Origin of the sequence: Ralstonia nicotianae (assembly GCF_018243235.1) — a bacterium.
GTDB classification, from domain to species: domain Bacteria; phylum Pseudomonadota; class Gammaproteobacteria; order Burkholderiales; family Burkholderiaceae; genus Ralstonia; species Ralstonia nicotianae.
On record NZ_CP046674.1, the window covers coordinates 2,748,773 to 2,767,505 of the forward strand.

Here is an 18,733-nt window from a genome sequence, read left to right on the forward strand (position 1 = left end):
TCCGGCGTTTCCGGGCTTCAGCTTCCAAATCGAGCGGATGGTCGCCGAGGGTGATCAGGTGGCCGCCTACCTGGTCTTCGACGGCGAGCACAAGAGCGGCGTGATCGATGGCATCGCCCCTGCGGGCAAGCGCCTGCGCTTTTCGCTGCTGATGCTGCTGATGCTGCTGACGATCTCGGATGGGAAGATCATCGAGAAGCGAGCGCACTTCGATCGCATGGACATCCATCGGCAGCTCTCGGGCGAGCCCTGATCACCCACCACCGCTTACTCGGAAAACTGCACCTTCCCCTGGACAAAATAAGGCTTGCTGCACGGCGATGCCTCGCCCGCCTTCTGGGGTGTGCAATCCTTGAGCAGCGGGGGCAGCTTGTCGACAAGAATCCGTCCTCGGATGTCGGTGATCCGGATGACCAGGGGCTTGTCGCCGAGCTGCGTGCCGACAAAGTGGTTGTAGTCTGCTTTCGGCAGGCTCACCCAGGCCTTGCCCTGGAAGACTTCCAGCTTCACCACCGGGAAGGTGTGATTGCGCACCTGGATCGCGGCCCACCACATCGTGCTGCCCTCTTTGATGCGGTAGACGACGTTGCCGGTGACCGGGCCCGGGATCAGCCTCCACTGGACCGGAATCCGTCCCTGCTGCAGGTCGCCGATCTTGGCGAAGGCGTTGTATGAAAGATCCAGACCGCCCGATGCTGCTTCGGGGTAGAGATCGGTCACGTACACCGTGGTACAGCCCTTGGGGCCCTGCACGCGCAGATAGGCCCCGGCCATTGCCGCGGGGATGCCGCCGAGGTTTGCCTGCGCCGGGTTGAGCGCGGTGATTTCCCGGTCCTTGGTGATCGGATCGAGCAGGAAAGCACCGCCCGAATAGCCCGAGCCGGTTGCGGTCGCAATGCCGGTGAACGTGCTGCCCCAGGTGTTGGCCGGCGCGGTGGTGCCGGTGCCGAGACAGGAAGGCTGCGCGGCGGTGGCATTGTCGGCCGCAACGACCTGGCCATTGGCATGCATGCTCCAAACCGAAAGAGACAGCAGCATGACCGCAATCCATCGCCATTTCTTCAAACATGGCATGTCGCACCTCCTGCATTGAGCGTGGAAAGGCTATTCACCATAGACCAGAATATTTTCGACATGAAGTTTAAAAATCGGCATCGAATCGATTTGCAATCATTGCTCCAATTTTTGTAATTTGATCCGTATTGAATCAACAGCGCCGACCACGGACGACAAGCGGAAGAGACCGTCACCACTGGTCGGCGGCGTCGTTCCTGACCAGTCGATCGATTCACCGGACCGCATCAGCCCGCGGCCCCAGGGTCGCCGGACATTGGCAGGTTCAGCTCCATGACACCCGGGCCATGACGCAGCATTCGAGTGTCGAATCGGCTGCCGGATTCCGATAAAAAAACCGGGCTCGAAAGCCCGGTTTCTGACTGGCGCATTGTTGCTGACAACGTTTCTGCCTTACGCCCCCGCCTCGCTCAACAGCCCCTCGGCCTCCAGCGCCGCCAGCACGGCCGGCCGTGACGCGACGCGCTGCTGGAATGCGGCCAGCGCCGTGAATGCCGACAGGTCGAGGCCCACCTGCCCGGCCCAGTTGGTGACCGTGAACAGATAGGCGTCTGCCGCCGAGAAACGTTCGCCCAGCAGCCAGGGATGGGCCGCCAGGTGCTGCTCCACCAGCGCGTACTGCCGGTGCAGGGCATCCTTGCGGTCCTGCCGAACCGTCTCGGGCGTGGACGGATTGAACAGCGGCGAGTAGCTCTTGTGCAGTTCCGAGTTGATCCAGCCCAGCCATTCCTGCAGGCGATAGCGTGCCATGGTGCCGTTGGCGGGAACCAGGCCGCTTTCGGGCTCGAGGTCGGCGAGGTACTGCGTGATCGCCGGGCCTTCGGTCAGCCGCTCGCCGCTGTCCAGTTCGAGGACGGGCACGGCGCCCTTGGGGCTGATCCGGTGGAAGTCTTCACCGTGTTCCGTGCGCTTGGTGCTGAGGTCGACCTTGACGAGCTGCAGGGGGATGCCCGCCTCGCGCGCCACGATGTGCGGCGAGAGTGAACAGGCTCCGGGAAAGTAGTAAAGCTTCATCGTGTTTTCCGATTGGTTGGACAACGGCGCGGGGCCTCCGGAAACCCTCCGCCGGACTCGCCGCGCGCGGTGCATGGTAGTCGAGTCCATCGGTCTGCGGCACAGGGCCGCCGATAGTATCCGGTCACGCTGAAGTTACCGGCTGTCGCCGAAACGAACATCCATGGGTCTGCCGCTACGCAAGGACAGAGCCGCGCCGCCGCCGGCGTGCCAAGTCACCGAGGCGCTCGGATTCCTGCGCGGGGCCAGGGCGCTGAACGTCGTCTGGCAACTGCGCGATCAGGCCCGGCGCTTCGGTGAGCTGCGCCATGACCTGCCGCGGATTTCGGCGCGCGTCCTGAGCCTGCGCCTGCATGCGCTCGAGTCGCGCGGACGGGTCGTGCGGCACGCGCTGGACAGTTCGCCGCCCTCGGCCTGAGCGCCGTCCAGGCAACAAAAAACCCGCGATCGCCAGGCGGCTTCGCGGGTTTTTGTTGCGGCAGGCGCGCGTCAGCCGCCGATCATCACGTTGAAGACGATACCGGTCGGGGCGACCAGGAAATAGTCGCCGCCGACGCCGACCCAGTGGTAGCCGCGCGGCGGCGGGGCCAGGTGGTAGGCGCGCCAGTCGTCGACGATATATTGGCGCTGGCGGTATTCCGGGGGAATCCGGTCGCCTTTGGCCCAGCGGCCCGGACGGTCGCGATCGGCGCGGCGGTCGATGTCGACCGGGCCACGGCCCTCGTCGCCGTGGTGGCGGTCCCAACCGCGATCCCTGTCCCCGTGGCCCCGGCCCATGGGGGGCCCGCCACGCTCATCGCCCCGACCCCGGTCCTGGGCATGGCCGGCAAGCGGCAGCAGCGCGCTGGCCGCGAGTAACAGGCAGGAAACAATCTTGGTCTTCCGCATCGTTCGGTTCTCCAGGAAAACGTCCACCTCATGCCGGACGTGCCATCCAGTCTAGGATGCGGTTGCCGTACCGTTGGGTAAGAATGCTTGCAACAGTGTGACGGGATGCATCCTCCGCCCGTTGCCACCGGGCGGAGCGTGCACATTTTGACCGGTCGTTGGCAGGCGCGGCGATGGCTTGGGCTCGCTGATGGCGGGCTGGCTGCCGAACCGGCTGATCCGCATGTCGCGGGTGCCGGTCACGCTGGTGAGGTGACGCCACCGCACGGCGCCGGCCTGCCCGACCGGTACAGAATTCGCCAAATACCCGACGTTCTGTACCTGTCATGCGCCGTGGCATGGATGCTAGCCTGCAGGCTCATCTTTCCGCCACCCGCAGCGCTCCGCCATGCCCACCCTGACCAACCTCCTCACCTTCGCCCTGGTCGCCCTGGGCATGGTCCTGACCCCCGGCCCCAACATGATCTACCTGATCTCGCGGTCGATCAGCCAGGGGCGCAACGCGGGGCTGATTTCGCTGGCGGGCATCGCCACCGGGTTCGTGTTCTACATGCTGTGCGCGGCATTCGGCATCACGGCGCTGCTGATGGCGGTGCCGTTTGCCTACGACACGCTGCGCTTCGGCGGGGCGATCTACCTGCTCTATCTGGCATGGCAGGCGGTGCGTCCCGGCGGGCGCGCCCCGTTCCAGCTGCGCGAGCTGCCTGAAGACAGTCCGCGCCGCCTGTATTCGATGGGCCTGCTGACCAGCCTGCTCAACCCGAAGGTGGCGGTGCTGTATCTGTCGCTGCTGCCGCAGTTCATCGAGCCGGCGCACGGCAGCGTGCTGGTGCAGTCGGTCTGCCTGGGGCTGACGCAGATCTGCGTGAGCCTGACCATCAACTCGATGATCGCCTCGGCCGCCGGCAGCATCGCCGCGCTGCTTTCCCGCAAGGCGAGCTGGCTGGCGCTCCAGCGCTACCTGATGGGCTCGGTGCTGACGGGGCTGGCGCTGCGCATGGCGATGGAAGCCCGCAAGTAAGCCCGCCGGATTGACATGGCGGTCGCCATGTCCTTGGATAGCTTGTAGGCCGCTACCAAGGAGACGACCGCATGGTTCCCCCCGATCCGCCGCGACGCGCCACCCGGCGCGGCATCCTCAAGGCGCTGGGCACGCTCGGTGCCGGCGCCACCCTGGGCCACCCCGCACTGACGGCGCTGGCCGCCACCGCAAGCCGCATCACCCTGCCGTTCGACAACGGCGAGCGCGAGCTCGTCGTCTTTCCGCAGAAGCGTGCGCTGATCCTGCAGACCAGCCGGCCGCCGCAGTTGGAGACACCGTTTGCGGTGTTCAACGAAGGCCTCATCACGCCCAATGACGCGTTCTTCGTGCGCTACCACTGGAGCGGCATCCCCACCTCGATCGATCCGGCGACCTACCGGCTGCAGGTGGGCGGCAACGTCGACACCCCGCTCGATCTGTCGCTGAGCGAGTTGAGAGCACTTGGCGAGACGCGCGAGATCGTCGCCGTCAATCAGTGCTCGGGCAACGGACGGGGCTATTTCCAGCCGCGCGTCGGCGGTGGGCAGCTGTCGAACGGGGCGATGGGCAATGCGCGCTGGACGGGCGTGCCGCTCAGGCAGGTGCTCGATCGGGCCGGCGTGCGGGCCGGCAGCGTGCAGGTCGTGTTCGACGGGCTCGACCACCCGCCGCTGGCCGATGCCAACAGCCCGGACTTCATCAAGGCCCTGGACATCGACCACGCGCGCGACGGCGAGGTGATGATCGCCTGGGCCATGAACGGCACTGACCTGCCGATGCTCAACGGCTATCCGATCCGCCTGGTCGTGCCGGGCTACTACGGCACCTACTGGGTCAAGCACCTGTCGGCGATCCGGGTGGTCGACAAACCGTTCGATGGATTCTGGATGCGCACGGCCTACCGCATTCCCGACGACCCCTGCGCATGCGTCGCACCCGGCACCGCGCCAGCGCGGACGGTGCCGATCGGCCGCCTCAACGTGCGCGCGTTCATCACCAGCCTGACCGACGGCGCGACGGTGGCGGCCGGCCGCGAGCACATCGTGCGGGGCATCGCCTTCGACGGCGGCTATGGCATCGCGGAGGTCGCCTTCTCGGCCGACGGCGGACGCACCTGGAGCGAGGCGCAACTGGGCGAAGACCTGGGCAGGTATGCGTTTCGCGAATGGCGTGCGCCGTTCAGGCCCGCGCGGCGCGGCGCCTATGCGCTGAAGGTGCGCGCTGTCAACCGCATCGGGCAGAGCCAGCCGCTGACGGCGCTGTGGAATCCGGCGGGCTACATGCGCAACGTGGTCGAGACCACGCGCGTCACCGCCGCCTGAGGAGACTGCCATGTCCGATCGCAAACCCCCGCGCGGCGGCATCGTGGGTGCCGCATTGGCCTGCGCTGCCGCCTGGGCGGCGCCCGTCTGGGCACTGGACGTGACGCTGCCGCCGGAGACCGCGCAGTACCGCCCCAGCGAACTGCCGGGGTACCGGCTGGTGCTGCAGCACTGCATGATCTGCCACGCCGCGCAGTACGTGCAGAGGCAACCGCCGACACTGCCGCGCAGCTACTGGGAAGCCACCGTCAAGAAGATGAAAGCGTCGTTCGGCGCGCCCTTCCCCGAAGAGGACATCCCGGCCATGGTGGACTACCTGGTGAAGACCTACGGCGCCGAACGCGCCAGTGAGACGGCGCCGGCCCGGCCCGCGGCGCCCTAGACGGGATGCGGCCTCAGCGGCGGCGCATGTAGAAGGTGAAGACCTTGTCCTGCTCGCTGTGCGCGAGCAGCTCGTTGCCGGTCTGCTTGGCGAAGGCCTGGAAATCGCGCGTGGCGCCGGGGTCGGTGGCCAGCACCTTGAGCACCTCGCCGCTCTGCATGTCGGCGAGCGCTTTCTTGGTGCGCAGGATGGGCAGCGGGCAGTTCAGGCCGCGCGCGTCGATTTCTTTCTGGAACTCCATGACTGACCTCTGTGGGCTGGCGCGGCAGCCGCGCCGCGCTCATGCCGTGATTGTAGCCGTGCCGTCGGGTTGCCAGTGGCGCGGCGGCGGTTCGGCGGGCGCGCCGGTACGCAGGTCGATGTAGCGGATCGGCAGGCCGCGCGCGGCGAGGAAGTCCGCCACCGCGTAGCCGGTGCCTGCCGTCCACGGGCGGACCTGCTCGAACGGCAGCAGGCGGTATTCGGCCAGTTCTTCCGACAGCGCGATCTCGCCGTCGGCCACCACGTGGTAGGCGATGATCAGCTCGTTCTTGCGGATGAACTCGTAGACGCCGATCAGTGAGATCGCGCGGGCATCGAGGCGGGTCTCTTCCTTGAGCTCGCGCGCGATGCCCTGCTCGGGCGTCTCATCGCGCTCCAGGAAGCCGGTGACCAGCGCGAACATGCCCTCCGGCCACAGCGCGTTGCGCGCCAGGAACATCTGTCCGCGATACTCGACCACCGCCGCCAGCACCGGCAGCGGATTGTTCCAGTGCACGAAGCCGCAGTCCGGCGCCGGGCACGCGATGCGCAGCCGGCCGCCGGCATGCTGCTCGACGAGCGGCGCCGCGCATTGCGGGCAGAAGCGGTAATCGAAGCCCATGGCGTGTCGTGCCCGGTGCTATGCGACCTGTCCGCAGGCCAGGCGGATGTCGCCTGCGAGCGCCTCCACCGTCTCGGGCTGCAAGTCCCACGCGCACATGAAGCGGCAGCCGCCTGCGCCGATGAAGGTGTAGAAGCGCCAGCCGCGCGCGCGCAGCGTCTCGATGGCGGGCAGCGGCAGCTCGGCGAACACGGCATTGGCCTGCGGCGGGAACATGATGCGCACGCCCGGCACCTCGCGGATGCGCTGGTGCAGCAGTTGCGCCATCGCGTTGGCATGGCGCGCGTTGCGCAGCCACACGTCGTTCTCCAGCAGGCCCAGCCACGGCGCGGAGATGAAGCGCATCTTGGAGGCCAGTTGCCCGGCCTGCTTGACGCGATAGGCGAAGTCCTCGGCCAGGCGGCGGTTGAAGAACACCACCGCCTCGCCCACCGGCAGGCCATTCTTGGTGCCGCCGAAGCACAGCACGTCCACCCCCGCGCGCCAGGTGATCTCGGACGGATGCACGCCGAGCGAGGCCACCGCGTTGGCGAAGCGCGCGCCGTCCATGTGCACGCGCAGCTGCCGGCGGCGGGCGACAGCGGCAATCGCCCGCACCTCGTCCACCGTGTAGACCGTGCCCACCTCGGTCGACTGCGTGAGCGAGACCACCTTGGGCTTGGGGTAGTGGATGTCGGAGCGGCGCGTGACCAGCGCCTCCACCGCGTCGGGCGTCAGCTTGCCGTCGGCGCCCTCGGCGGTCAGCAGCTTGGAACCGTTGGAGAAGAACTCGGGGCCTCCGCACTCGTCCGTCTCGATGTGCGCCAGCTCATGGCAGATGACGGAGTGGTACGACTGGCACAGCGCGGACAGCGCCAGCGAATTGGCGGCGGTGCCGTTGAAGACGAAAAAGACTTCGCAATCGGTCTCGAACAGGTCGCGGATGCGGTCGCATACGCGCTGCGTCCAGGAGTCGTCGCCGTAGGCGGGCTCGTGGCCGCTGCCGTTCGCTTCCAGGAAGTACTTCAGGGATTCCGGGCAGAAGCCGGCGTAGTTGTCGGAGGCGAAGTGTTGCATGGCGGGTCGGGTTGGCGGGGCCAGGCGGGAGGGCGGGAGGGCGGGAAGATCGTCTTGCGCTTACTTCTGCTCGGACCAGAGCACGCCGCCGGTGGCCCAGTTCTCGCGCTTGACCTCGGCGATGATGATGTCGACCGCGCCGGGCGCGCAGCCCAGGGTCTCGCAGGTGACGCGCGTGACCTCCTCGACCAGCTTGCGCTTCTGGTCGGCGCTGCGGCCCTCGAACATCTCGATGTGGAATGTCGGCATGGTGGTCCCGGGTTAGTCGCGATACGAGCGGTTCATTCTATCCAGTTTGCGCAGCAGGGCCGGCCACTCCAGCACGCCCTCGATGGCGCCGCCGTCCTCCAGTTGCTCGGCGGCGCGGTCGGCAACACGTGGTGCGGGCGTGATGACCGCGCCGGCCGTCAGCGCTTGGATCTGGATCTCGCAGGCCTTGAGGAGCGTGGCCATCAGCACATGGGCCTCGGCCACGGTGCGGCCGACCGTGAGCGTGCCATGGTTGCGCAGCAGCATGGCGCGGTGGCCGCCCAGCGAGGCGGTCAGCCGCGCGCCCTCTTCCTGCGTGAAGGCCAGGCCCTCGTAGTCGTGATAGGCGAGGCGACGGTGGAAGCGCAGCGCGTGCTGCGACAGCGGCAGCAGCCCGTGCTGCTGGGCGGAGACCGCGATGCCCGCCGTATTGTGCAGGTGGATCACGCAATGCGCGTCCGGACGCGCCGCATGCACGGCGGCATGCAGCGCGAAGCCGGTGACGTTGACGGACGGGCGCGCGGCGGGATCAGGCCAGTCGCCGACCAGCTGGCCGGCGCGGTTGATCTTGACGAGGCTGGAGGCGGTGATCTCGTCGAAGGCCAGGCCGAAGGCGTTGATGAGGAAGTGCTCCGGCTCACCGGGGACGGTGGCCGACAGATGGGTGTAGATCAGGTCATCCCAACCGTTGAGCGCGGCCAGCCGGTAGGCGGCGGCCAGGTCGATGCGCACGGCGCGCTCGGCCTCGCTGATCCGGCCGCCGGATGCGGCGGCGCCGGGGCGTATGGCAAACGACATCGGGGCGCCTCCAGTGGCAGTGGAGGAAGCATTCTAGAGCGGCCGGGCGACCGGCGCGGCACCGTGCCCTGCCTGCCGGGCATCACGCACCGGCCGGCGCGATACGCCTGACCGCCAGGAACATCGCCATGCCGAGCACGAGGGACGCCGCCGCCGCCGCCAGCGAGGCGTCGAACCCGCCGGTGGCCGCGAACAGCCGGTTGGCCAGCGGCGGCCCCGCGATCTGGCCGATGCCATACACCGCCGTCATCAGCCCCATCAGGCGCGGCACGGCATGCGGCCACAGGCGGCGCGCCTCGCGCATGGCGAACAGCGTGATGGCCGTGAACGGCAAGCCGAGCAGCAGGCTGGACAGCGCCAGCCCGCCCACCGTCGGCCAGACGATGCTGGCTGCCACGGCAACCGCCTGCATCGCATACGCCGCGGCGAGCAGCGTACGGTTGTCGCGCGCCAGGCTGATGCGCGTGGACAGCAGCGCGCCCAGCGCTACGCCCACGCCGAAGATCGGCCAGAACAGGTCGGGCCAGATCGAGCCGGCCGGCAGCACCCTGCGCGCGATCACCGGCAGGAACGTGGCGGTGACGATGTAGCCGAAGCCGGCCAACCCATAGGCCAGCGTGATGATGACGGTCGGCAGGCCCAGGCCGGGCGCCGCGCCCGATATGCCCGGCGCGGATGCGGCCGCATGCGGCCGGCGCTCCGGGCGAACGGTCGACCACACGGCCGCCGACAGCACTGCGGACAGCACGCCGAACGCGATCCACGCCGACGACGCATGCCAGCCGAGGGCCACCATGCCGCTGGCGACGAGCCCCGGAACGGCGATCCCCAGCCCGGGCCCGCAGAAGATGATGCCGCCCAGGGCGGCATGCCCGAGTTCGGTCAGCCGGTGCAGGCACCAGCCCGCCGTGAAGACGAACACCAGCGCGCTCACCACGCCGGCCGCGAATCGCAGCACCAGCCACGCGGGCTGGCCCTGCAGCACGCCCATGCCGGCGGTCAGCAGCACGGTCGCGACCAGCCCGATCCGGATCAGCCGCGCCGCGTCGCCGCGCAGCGCCATGCAGGCCAGCGCGCCGACAAAGTAGCCGAGGTAATTGAGCGTCGCCAGCCAACTGCCCTGCCCCAGGGTGACGCTGCCGTCGTGCAGCATCATCGGCAGGATCGGCGTGAAGGCGAAGCGGCCGATGCCCATGGCCACCGACAGCGCGACCATGCCGGCAATCGCCACGCGCCAGGCGGCGGTGCGTGTCGCATGGGCGGCGGGCAGGGAAGACAACGACGATGAGAGCGTGTGCTGCATGGCGGGCATGGATCCGTACGAAGGCAATCGGCACCTCATGCTATGCAAGCCAACCCATCCTGAAAAATGAATTATATTGAACAGATCCATTCATATTTGAGATGCACCATGGATCTGGCCTCGCTGGAAATCTTCCGCACCGTTGTCCGCGAAGGCGGCGTCACACGCGCGGCGGCGCAACTGCATCGGGTGCAGTCCAACGTGACGACCCGCATCCGCCAGCTCGAGGCATCGCTGGGCGTGCCGCTGTTCGTGCGCGAAGGCAAGCGCATGGTGCTGACGCCGGCCGGCCAGACCCTGTTGACCTATGCCGACGACCTCCTGCGCCTGGCCGCGGAAGCCCGGCAGGCCGTGCAGCCGCGCGAGCCGCACGGCCGCCTGCGCATTGCCTCGATGGAAAGCACGGCCGCCAGCCGCCTGCCGACCCTGCTGGCGTCGCTGCATCAGCGCTGGCCCAGGGTCCAGCTCGAGCTCGTCACCATGACGACGCGGCAATCGGTGCAGGCACTGTCCCGCTTCGAGGTCGATTGCGCCTTCATTGCCGAGACGACGTGCCTGGCCAACATGCGTTCCGCACTGACGACGCTGCCGGCGTTTGCCGAAGAACTGGTGCTGATTGCCCACCGCGCGCATCCGCCCATCCGCCGCGCCGCCGACGTGCAGACCCCCACCCTGCTCGGTTTCGAGCCCGGCTGCGCCTATCGCCAATTGATCGACGACTGGTTCGAGGCCGGCGGCGTGGTGCCCTCGCGCGTACTGGAGCTGGGTTCGTACCACGCCATCATCGCGTGTGCGGCGGCGGGGATCGGCGTGGCGCTGGTGCCGCGCTCGGTGCTGGATCTGTACACCAACGCGCCGGAGATCAGCGTGCATGCGCTCGGCAATCCGGGGCGCGTCGACACGCTGCTGGCCTGGCACCGCGATATGGCCGGGCCGGCGCTGCAGGCGCTGGTGCAGGTGCTGAGCGAGGCGCATGCCGCCGCGCCTTCACCCACCGGTGAGGCTGTCGCCGCCTAAACTGAATGCGAAGACCCCGCCGCAGGTCTAATAAGAAGCGCAAGCAAGCGCGGCAGTAACGAACGGAGGCGCGCATGCGACCGTCGTTGCGGATACGGCAGTGGATCGGCTGGCTGGCGGCAGGCCTGGCCGCCGCCTGGAGCGGCCTTGCCATCGCGGCCGCCGCCCCGGTGATGGTGCTGCCGCTGACCGGCGCCATCGGGCCGGCCAGCGCGGCCTACGTGGTGCACGGGCTGGAGCTGGCCCGCAAGGAAGGCATGCAGCTCGTGGTGCTGCAGATGGACACGCCGGGCGGGCTCGATGCCTCGATGCGGCAGATCATCCAGGCCATTCTCGCCTCGCCGGTGCCGGTGGCGGGCTATGTGGCGCCGGGTGGCGCGCGGGCAGCCAGTGCCGGCACCTACATTCTCTATGCCAGCCACATCGCCGCGATGGCGCCGGCGACCAACCTGGGCGCCGCCTCACCGGTGGCGATCGGCATCGGCGGCCATGCGCCCACCGGGCCGACGCCCACCCCCGGCGACACCGCCAAGCCGGCCAGCGCACCGGCGGCGGCCTCCAGCAACGAAGACACCCTCGCCCGCAAGCAGATGCACGATGCGGCCGCCTACATCCGCGGCCTGGCCCACCTGCGCGGGCGCAACGCCGAATGGGCCGAGCGCGCCGTGCGCGAAGCGGTCAGCCTGTCGGCCGACGAAGCCGCCACGCAGCGCGTGATCGACCTGATCGCCACGAACATTCCCGACCTGCTCAGGCAAGTGGACGGACGCGCGCTGCGCACCGCCACGGGTCTGGTCACGCTGCATACGGCAGGGGCCCCCACCGAGACACTCGAGCCCGACTGGCGCAACCACTTCCTGGCCGTCATCACCGATCCGAGCCTGGCCCTGCTGCTGCTGACGGTGGGCGTGTATGCGCTGATCTTCGAGTTCTCGACGCCGGGCATGGTGGTGCCGGGCATCCTGGGGGCGATGTGCATCCTGGTGGCGCTGTACGGGCTGCAGATGCTGCCCATCAACTATGCCGGGCTGGCGCTGCTGGCGCTCGGCCTGGGCTGCATGGTGGCCGAGGCCTTCCTGCCGACCTTCGGCGCGCTGGGCGTGGGCGGCATCATCGCCTTCATCCTGGGCGCGGTGATGCTGATCGATACGCAGACGCCGGGCTATGGCGTGCCGATCCCCGTGATCGTCGGACTCGCCTTCGTCAGCCTGACGGTGATCCTGGCGCTCTCCAGCCTGGCGGTCCGTGCACGGCGTCGCCCCAAGGTATCCGGCGGCGACACCCTGATCGGCATGACCGGCGAAGTCGTCGACGTCGACACACCGGAAGCGGACGCCGACAGCAACGGCTGGGCACACATCCGCGGCGAACGGTGGCGCGTGCGATGCGATGCCGGCATCACGCGCGGTGACCGCGTGCGCGTCATTGCCCGCCACGGGCTGACGCTGATGGTCGAGCCTGTCGCACCTGCGGCGGCGGCATCCTGAGGAGAATAAAAATGTTCTATGGCTTCTTCAGCGCAGGCGGCTTCATCTTCCTGATCGTGCTGCTGGTGATCTCGTCGTTCCGCGTGCTGCGCGAGTACGAGCGCGGCGTGGTGTTCCTGCTCGGCCGCTTCTGGCGCGTAAAAGGGCCGGGGCTGGTGCTGATCGTGCCGGCCATCCAGCAGATGGTGCGGGTGGACCTGCGCACCATCGTGATGGACGTGCCGCCGCAAGACGTGATCTCGCACGACAACGTGTCGGTCAAGGTCAACGCGGTGGTGTACTTCCGCGTGGTCGATCCGGAGCGCGCCATCATCCAGGTCGCCAATTTCCTGGAGGCGACCAGCCAACTGGCGCAGACCACGCTGCGCGCCATCCTCGGCAAGCACGAACTGGACGAGATGCTGGCCGAGCGCGAAAAGCTCAACCTCGACATCCAGAAGGTGCTCGACATCCAGACCGACCCGTGGGGGATCAAGATCGCCAACGTGGAGATCAAGCACGTCGACCTGAACGAGTCGATGATCCGCGCGATCGCCCGGCAGGCCGAGGCCGAGCGCGAGCGGCGCGCCAAGGTGATCCACGCCGAGGGCGAGCTGCAGGCCGCCGAGAAGCTGCTGGAAGCCGCGCGCATGCTGGCCCAGCAGCCCGAGGCGATCCAGCTGCGCTACCTGCAGACGCTCACGCAGATCGCCGGCGACAAGAGCTCGACGATCGTGTTCCCATTGCCGATGGACATGCTGGGCGCGGTCAAAAAGGCGTAGCGCGGACGCTCACTTGCCGCCGGTCGCGGCCCAGTCGATGGCCGCGTCGAACAGCTTGCGGCCGGCGGGCGTCAGGTTGGGGAAGGTCTCGTTGTCGAGGAAGAAGAACACGCGGCGCGCCGGGGCGAGCGCCTCGTAGTCCATCGTCGCGCCCTTCTCGTAGCCGAAGATGACGGCCTTGGCCGGGTCGCCCGACACCGTGGCAATGATGCTCGCGCCCAGGCCCGGCTTGCCCCAGCCCATCGGCGCATCCTTGGCATAGCCGACCGCGACGCCCGCCGGCAGACCGGCCGACAGCGGATGCGGCGCATTGACCATCCACAGGTAGTGTTCCTTGTCGACCATGCCGAAGTCGACATCGCGGCGCTTGCCGGTCATGGCCATGTCGTCGAGCAGGTCGTTCTCCCATGTGACCAGCGGCACCGGCACGTTTCGGTAGGCGCCGAGCAGGTCGCGCGAACGCACGGTGGACGACAGCACCACCAGGTCGAACGCCTTGGCGCGCTCGGTCGGCTGGGACTGGTCGTACAGCGTGACGGCATAGCCGCGCGTTTCGAGGTGCGCCGCGATCTGCTTGTCGATGGGCAGGCTCTTGCCCTCCATGCGCACCACCATCAGCACGGTCTTGCCGGCGCCCGGCTGCGGTTCGGCGGCGGCGGCGGCGGCGGGCCGCAGGCAGGCGCATGCCATCAGCGCGACCGCGCACAGGCGAAGGAACGGTTTCATCGGTTTGGCTCCGGAAGTGAACGGCATCAGAGATCGATCTTCATCGACAGCTTGAACACGCGCGGCGCGCCCATCGACAGCCGGTTGTTGCCGGCACCCGCCCAGTAGCGCTTGTCGGTCAGGTTGTCGACGTTGAGCTGCCAGGTGGTGCGCTTGCCGGCGACGCGCGTGACATAGCGCGCGCCGGCGCCGAACAGCGTGGTGCCGCCCAGCCACGCCTGGTCGGCGTCGTTGACCGGGCGCGGGCCGACGTAATAGGCGCCGGCGTTGAACGACACCGAGCGCAGCATCGGCAGGGTGTATTCGGCGAACAGGCTGGCGGTGGCGCGCGGCGTGTTCTCCGGCGTCTTGCCGTCGAGGCCGTTGCCGACGCCGCGGAACTTGGCGTCGATCCAGCCGGCCGAGGCCAGCAGCGACAGGTCGTTCGTGACACGTCCCTGCGCATTCAGCTCCAGGCCGCGGATGCGCTGGCGGCCGTCCTGCACGTAGACGTTGGAAGCGTTGGTATAGCTGGCGGCCCGGTCGATCTCATACAGCGCCGCCGACAGCTGGGTGCCGGCCGGCGTTTCATAGCGCACGCCCACTTCCTTCTGCTTGCTGACCGCGGGCGGCATCGCCACGTTGGCGTTGGCGGCGGTGTTGGGCGCGCGGTCGCCCGCCTCCAGGCCCTGCGCGTACGAGGCATAGGCCGACAGGGTCGGGGTGAACTTGTAGATCAGCGCGCCGAGCGGCGTGGTCTTGCTGGCCTCGTAGCGGTTGGGCGCCTGCACGCTGGTGTAGCTGGTGTAGCGCAGGCCGGCGATGACCTGCCAGTGCTGCGTCAGGGTCATGCGGTCCAGCGCGTAGACGCCGGTGTCGACGGCGCGCTGCGCGGCGGTGACGCTGGTGCCGGTGGTCGGCAGCCAGCCGAGGTCGACCGGGTTGTACAGATTCTGCGTGCCGGAGAAGCGGCTGGAATACACCGCGGCCTGGCGCATCTCCGAGCGCGCCACGCCGAAGGTCAGCTCGTGCTTGACCGAGCCGGTCATCTGGGTGCCGTTGAGGTCGGCGCGCAGGTGGCCGGTGGTCCAGCGGCCGTCCTGGCGGTTGCCCGAGATCGTGCCCTTGCCGGTCACCGCGTTGACGCTGCCGATTTCCGTGAAGGCCCGCGTGCGCGCCAGCTCCGAGGTGCCGCCCTCGACCGTCACCAGCCAGTCGTCGTTGAGCGCGTAATCGGCGCGCAGCATCGCGGTGGTGCTGTTGGCGCGAAACTTGGCCCAGTCCGGCGACAGGCGCTTGGTCGGGTCCGGCATGGCGGGCAGCGAGATGACGCCGTTCTTCGCGGCCGGCAGCGTCACCACCGACTGCTCGGTGATGACCTGGCGCGCGTACTCCACATCGGCCTTCAGGCTCAGGCGGCTGTTGACCTTCCAGTCGAAGGCCAGGCTCGCCATCTGGCGATCGCCGTCGATGCCGCTGGTGGCCGATCCCAGCCGGCCGCCCGCGGCATTGAAGCGCAGGCCGTACTGGTTGTCTTCGCCGAAGCGGCGGGCCACGTCGACGTTGGCGATGGCGGTGCCGTTGCTGTCGACCGACATGCCGACCGAGGTGACCGGCGTGTTGCCCGCGCGCTTGGTGACGAGGTTCACCATGCCGCCCGGCGTGGTGTAGCCGTAGTAGAGCGCCGACACGCCCTTGAGCACCTCCACGCGCTCCTTGTCCTCCAGCGGGATCGCCATCAGGTTGAAGACCGGCATCGAGCCGTTGAGGCGGAAGTTGGTGCGGTTCTCCAGCGTCACGCCGCGGATGGCGAGGTTGTCGAAAGTCTCGCCCGAGAGCTGCTGTCGCGTCACACCCGCGGTGTTGCGCAGCGCGTCGTACAGCGTGCGGTCCTGCTGCGCGTCGAGCGCCTCGCGCGTGACGACGTTGACGGTGGCCGGGATGTCGCGCAGCGACTGCCCGCGGAACGAGCCGACCTCGGCCGTGCTGGCGGCGAACCCGCGCTGGCTGCGCGCGGTGACGGTGGTTGCGTCGAGATCGACGGTGGCGGCGGCATCCGTGCCGGAGGCGGCATCGGCACGCGCCAGGGTCGACACGGCAAGAGGAATGGCGGCGAGCGCGCACGACAGCGCGCGTGCCGCGAGACGGCTGGTCATCGCGAGCAAGGGTCCATCAGGATTGGCGAAAACCGGACGCGCCCAGAACGATGCTGGGGAATGGAAAACGCGCCGATGCGGTCGGCATGCAGCGCGTCGGTCAACTGGCTTGCGGCTGAAAAGCCCGCTGGCTCGCCCGGCAGGAACGATGGCCAGCGCTCAGGCAGGATACCCTTTGCCGCCCACCAGATGAGAATGGTTCTCATTATAAAGTGATAGATGAGATGTAAGCAATGGTTAATTCGCCGGCACCCCCTGCGCCCATTGCGGCCAGCGCAACACGATGTCGTCCAGCAGCGGCTTGGCGGCATTGACGAGGTTGTGCGTGGCCGGCACGAAGCCGCCCTGCTGCGCGTAGTTGACCAGGCCGTCGGCGGCGGACTGGCCGTCGTACGGGCGGTCGAAGTCCGAGCCGGTACGCAGCAGCGCGACGCGGCTGAAATCGACCTTGCCTGCGCGGGCACCGCGCGCCAGCACTTCCAGCGTGGCGTTGTCCTCCTGCGCGGTGGTGCAGTAGGTGCCCTTGCCGTCGGTCATGGTCTTGGTCCAGTCACGCGCGCGCTGGCCCAGGTTGCGGCCGGCCCACCAGGTATCGGCGGAGGCGACATCGCACTGGATCACCGCGGGCGGCTGGTTGGCCGGCGCGTACGCGTAGTGCTTGCGGAAGGCGATCGCTTCGGGGCTGTCCTCCAGCGTGACCGGCTTCGACAGCGCGTACGCCCTCTGCAGCAGCGCCTCGTTGAGCCTGAACACTTCGGTGCGGTAGTTCATCGGCGGCTTCTCGCCCGGCCCCTTGGTGCCGATGCCGAAGTAGCCGTAGGGCCAGGCGGCGGGCATCTCGCGCGCGTCGATCTCGTGCGACAGGCCGTAGTCCACCGCATAGCGCGCCCACGCGGCCGAGCCCACCGTGCCCTGCCCCGGATCGATGCCCGCGATGCCGGCGATCACGAAATAGGTCTGCGTCAGGTCCAGCTTGCTGCGGTAGAGCAGCGCGGACAGCGTCGCGGCGGCGTTGGCGTAGCCCATGCCGGTGGTGACCTGGCAGATGCCGTCGTAGTTGCACAGCAGGTTCGGCGCGTCGGGCGACAGGCCGGCGATATAGACCTTCTCCTTGAGGTCGTAGCGATCGATGAACGGCTGGGCTTCGCCCTGGAACATGTTGATGACGATGACCTTGATGCCATCGTAGGCGCAGCTGTTCAGGGTCAGCACCGCCGCGCCGGCGGCGAGCAGCTTGGCGGCGGTGCGCAGGGGCGTCGTGGTCGGGGCATGGGTCATGGCGAGGGCACTCCGTGTTTCCACACGCTCCAGCGCGTGACGATGTCGTTGACCAGCGGGCCGCCCGCCAGATAGAGGTTGTTGAGCGACGGCACAAAGCCGCCCGAGTTGCTGCCCACCAGCGAGTCGTACGGCGTCTGCCCCGGATACGGCCGGTCGAAGTTGGAGGCGGTGCGCAGCACGGCCACGCGCTGCAGATCGAGCAGGCCGGCCTTCGATCCGCGCGTCAGCGCCTCGAAGGTGGCGTTGTCTTCCTGCTGGGTGGTGCAGTACGTGCCCTGCCCGTCGGTCAGCAGCTTGACCCAGGCGGCTTCGCGCTGGCCGAGCAGCGCGCCGTGCCAGTACGTATTGCCGGCCGCGGTGTCGCACTGCACGACGGCGGGCGGCTGGTTGGCCGGCGCGCTCGGGTAGTTGGCGCGGTAGGCGCGCGCGGTGGCGTTGTCGTCCAGCACGGCGCCCTTCGAGAGCGCCAGCGCCTTCTGCAGCAGCGCCTCGTTCACGCGGAAGATTTCCGTCTTGTAGTTCAGCGGCGGCTTCTGCCCCGGCCCCTGCGTATTGATGCCGATGAAGCCGTTGGGCCAGTCGGCGGGAACCTCGCGCGCGTCGATCTCCCAGGCCAGATCGCTGTCGACCAGGTAGCGCGCCCACGCCGCCGTGCCGAGCGTGCCCTGCGACGGATCGATGCCGGCAATGCCCGCCACCAGGAAATACGCGCGCGACAGATCGAACTGCCCGCTATGGATCAGTGCCGACACCGACGATGCCGCATTGGCCTTGCCCATGCCGGTGGTCAGCTGGCAGACGTCGCTGGCGTTGCAGTGGACGCTCGGGTAGTCGATCGACAGGCCCGGCACCGGCACCGCCTGCGTCAGGCCCAGCTTGTCGATCCACGGCTGGGCCTCGGGCGCGAACATGCTGATGATCAGCACCTTGACCTTGCGCGCGTGCGACTGCGGCGCCTGCTGCGCGACCGGCTGCGTGGACGCGCCGACGCCGGCCGCCAGCAGCGCGCCGGCGGCGATGGCCCGGAGCCATCGTTTGCCGCGCCGCCCAGACGGCGGCTGCGGCGGCCGGCCGTCGACCTGTTCGGATAGGACGCTCATGGTTCTCCTCGTTTGGGGATTGGGGAACAGCGGGAACACTGCAGGGACTGCAAAAACAGCGGGCGCCACCCATGCAAATTGCCTGCCACCCGCGCGCTTCCCCGGTATAGGCGACGGCGCGGCCTGTCACCAGCATGAGGGGTACCAAGCACTTGTCCACATTGTGTAGACAACCCCCACCGGCGTGCGCGATGCCCGACCGCACGCCCCAAAAGCAAAACGGCGCGCGCCCCGTTGCCGGAAGCGCGCGCCGTCTG

Annotated in this window: 22 protein-coding genes; 8 read left to right on the forward strand and 14 right to left on the reverse strand. The window is 68.4% G+C overall.

Annotation, left to right across the window (positions count from 1 at the left end):
- The first annotated feature begins 37 nt into the window (after nucleotides 1-37).
- On the forward strand, nucleotides 38-253 hold the full coding sequence (locus tag GO999_RS12480) for an ester cyclase (protein ID WP_249215032.1): 216 nt from the start codon (nucleotides 38-40) through the stop codon (nucleotides 251-253).
- Between the two features lie 14 nt (nucleotides 254-267).
- Here the strand turns inward: GO999_RS12480 and GO999_RS12485 are convergent, their stop codons facing one another.
- Complete coding sequence (locus tag GO999_RS12485; protein WP_211906280.1) at nucleotides 268-1,074, reverse strand: expansin EXLX1 family cellulose-binding protein; 807 nt, start codon at nucleotides 1,072-1,074, stop codon at nucleotides 268-270.
- A 393-nt stretch (nucleotides 1,075-1,467) separates the two neighbouring features.
- Nucleotides 1,468-2,088 (reverse strand): glutathione transferase GstA, encoded by a 621-nt coding sequence (gene gstA / locus GO999_RS12490; protein WP_211906281.1) that lies wholly within the window; start codon nucleotides 2,086-2,088, stop codon nucleotides 1,468-1,470.
- Nucleotides 2,089-2,251: 163 nt separating this feature from the next.
- Between gstA and GO999_RS12495 the strand changes: the two genes are divergently transcribed.
- Nucleotides 2,252-2,506, forward strand: coding sequence for a winged helix-turn-helix transcriptional regulator (locus tag GO999_RS12495; RefSeq protein ID WP_011000769.1), 255 nt, complete (start codon nucleotides 2,252-2,254; stop codon nucleotides 2,504-2,506).
- A 71-nt stretch (nucleotides 2,507-2,577) separates the two neighbouring features.
- Here GO999_RS12495 and GO999_RS12500 read toward each other — a convergent pair whose 3' ends face one another.
- Nucleotides 2,578-2,976, reverse strand: coding sequence for an RcnB family protein (locus tag GO999_RS12500; RefSeq protein WP_011000768.1), 399 nt, complete (start codon nucleotides 2,974-2,976; stop codon nucleotides 2,578-2,580).
- Between the two features lie 388 nt (nucleotides 2,977-3,364).
- On the opposite strand from GO999_RS12500, the gene GO999_RS12505 reads away from it, so the two are divergent.
- The 3 genes from GO999_RS12505 (at nucleotide 3,365) to sorB (ending at nucleotide 5,701) form a co-directional block, all read left to right on the forward strand.
- On the forward strand, nucleotides 3,365-3,997 hold the full coding sequence (locus GO999_RS12505) for a LysE family translocator (protein ID WP_028860303.1): 633 nt from the start codon (nucleotides 3,365-3,367) through the stop codon (nucleotides 3,995-3,997).
- Nucleotides 3,998-4,068: 71 nt separating this feature from the next.
- On the forward strand, nucleotides 4,069-5,319 hold the full coding sequence (sorA, locus tag GO999_RS12510) for a SorA family sulfite dehydrogenase catalytic subunit (protein ID WP_071012848.1): 1,251 nt from the start codon (nucleotides 4,069-4,071) through the stop codon (nucleotides 5,317-5,319).
- 10 nt (nucleotides 5,320-5,329) lie between these two features.
- Nucleotides 5,330-5,701, forward strand: a complete 372-nt coding sequence (gene sorB / locus GO999_RS12515; protein ID WP_028852734.1) for a SorB family sulfite dehydrogenase c-type cytochrome subunit — start codon at nucleotides 5,330-5,332, stop codon at nucleotides 5,699-5,701.
- Nucleotides 5,702-5,714: 13 nt separating this feature from the next.
- Here the strand turns inward: sorB and GO999_RS12520 are convergent, their stop codons facing one another.
- From GO999_RS12520 to GO999_RS12545, 6 genes are all read right to left on the reverse strand, one after another.
- Nucleotides 5,715-5,942: a sulfurtransferase TusA family protein gene (locus tag GO999_RS12520; RefSeq protein ID WP_003263554.1), complete on the reverse strand. Its 228-nt coding sequence runs from the start codon at nucleotides 5,940-5,942 to the stop codon at nucleotides 5,715-5,717.
- A gap of 39 nt (nucleotides 5,943-5,981) precedes the next feature.
- A complete protein-coding gene (locus tag GO999_RS12525; RefSeq protein ID WP_011000763.1) occupies nucleotides 5,982-6,563 on the reverse strand; it encodes an NUDIX domain-containing protein in 582 nt (193 codons plus the stop codon).
- Nucleotides 6,564-6,581: 18 nt separating this feature from the next.
- Nucleotides 6,582-7,619 (reverse strand): threonine aldolase family protein, encoded by a 1,038-nt coding sequence (locus tag GO999_RS12530; RefSeq protein WP_028860301.1) that lies wholly within the window; start codon nucleotides 7,617-7,619, stop codon nucleotides 6,582-6,584.
- A gap of 60 nt (nucleotides 7,620-7,679) precedes the next feature.
- Entirely contained in the window at nucleotides 7,680-7,868 is a 189-nt protein-coding gene (locus GO999_RS12535; protein ID WP_011000761.1) for a 4-oxalocrotonate tautomerase, read from the reverse strand.
- A 12-nt stretch (nucleotides 7,869-7,880) separates the two neighbouring features.
- The gene (locus tag GO999_RS12540) at nucleotides 7,881-8,666 is read right to left on the reverse strand and encodes a class II aldolase/adducin family protein (RefSeq protein ID WP_211906282.1); all 786 of its coding nucleotides are present in this window, start codon (nucleotides 8,664-8,666) and stop codon (nucleotides 7,881-7,883) included.
- Between the two features lie 82 nt (nucleotides 8,667-8,748).
- A complete protein-coding gene (locus GO999_RS12545; RefSeq protein ID WP_071012877.1) occupies nucleotides 8,749-9,969 on the reverse strand; it encodes an MFS transporter in 1,221 nt (406 codons plus the stop codon).
- Between the two features lie 108 nt (nucleotides 9,970-10,077).
- On the opposite strand from GO999_RS12545, the gene GO999_RS12550 reads away from it, so the two are divergent.
- The 3 genes from GO999_RS12550 to GO999_RS12560 all read left to right on the forward strand — a co-directional run bounded on the left by GO999_RS12550 (nucleotide 10,078) and on the right by GO999_RS12560 (nucleotide 13,234).
- Entirely contained in the window at nucleotides 10,078-10,986 is a 909-nt protein-coding gene (locus tag GO999_RS12550) for a LysR family transcriptional regulator (protein WP_016723362.1), read from the forward strand.
- Between the two features lie 74 nt (nucleotides 10,987-11,060).
- The gene (locus tag GO999_RS12555; RefSeq protein WP_211906283.1) at nucleotides 11,061-12,473 is read left to right on the forward strand and encodes an NfeD family protein; all 1,413 of its coding nucleotides are present in this window, start codon (nucleotides 11,061-11,063) and stop codon (nucleotides 12,471-12,473) included.
- Nucleotides 12,474-12,484: 11 nt separating this feature from the next.
- A complete protein-coding gene (locus GO999_RS12560; protein ID WP_011000756.1) occupies nucleotides 12,485-13,234 on the forward strand; it encodes a slipin family protein in 750 nt (249 codons plus the stop codon).
- A gap of 9 nt (nucleotides 13,235-13,243) precedes the next feature.
- Here the strand turns inward: GO999_RS12560 and GO999_RS12565 are convergent, their stop codons facing one another.
- The 5 genes from GO999_RS12565 to GO999_RS12585 are packed head-to-tail and all read right to left on the reverse strand — an operon-like array spanning nucleotide 13,244 to nucleotide 18,476.
- Nucleotides 13,244-13,960 (reverse strand): hypothetical protein, encoded by a 717-nt coding sequence (locus GO999_RS12565; protein ID WP_165591552.1) that lies wholly within the window; start codon nucleotides 13,958-13,960, stop codon nucleotides 13,244-13,246.
- Nucleotides 13,961-13,986: 26 nt separating this feature from the next.
- Entirely contained in the window at nucleotides 13,987-16,095 is a 2,109-nt protein-coding gene (locus GO999_RS12570; RefSeq protein ID WP_021155847.1) for a TonB-dependent siderophore receptor, read from the reverse strand.
- Nucleotides 16,092-16,301, reverse strand: a complete 210-nt coding sequence (locus GO999_RS12575; RefSeq protein ID WP_211906284.1) for a hypothetical protein — start codon at nucleotides 16,299-16,301, stop codon at nucleotides 16,092-16,094. The genes GO999_RS12570 and GO999_RS12575 overlap by 4 nt, the downstream gene beginning before the upstream one ends.
- Before the next feature lie 31 nt (nucleotides 16,302-16,332).
- Complete coding sequence (locus GO999_RS12580; protein ID WP_211906285.1) at nucleotides 16,333-17,373, reverse strand: purine-nucleoside phosphorylase; 1,041 nt, start codon at nucleotides 17,371-17,373, stop codon at nucleotides 16,333-16,335.
- On the reverse strand, nucleotides 17,370-18,476 hold the full coding sequence (locus tag GO999_RS12585) for a purine-nucleoside phosphorylase (RefSeq protein ID WP_021155849.1): 1,107 nt from the start codon (nucleotides 18,474-18,476) through the stop codon (nucleotides 17,370-17,372). The genes GO999_RS12580 and GO999_RS12585 overlap by 4 nt, the downstream gene beginning before the upstream one ends.
- Nucleotides 18,477-18,733: the final 257 nt, after the last annotated feature.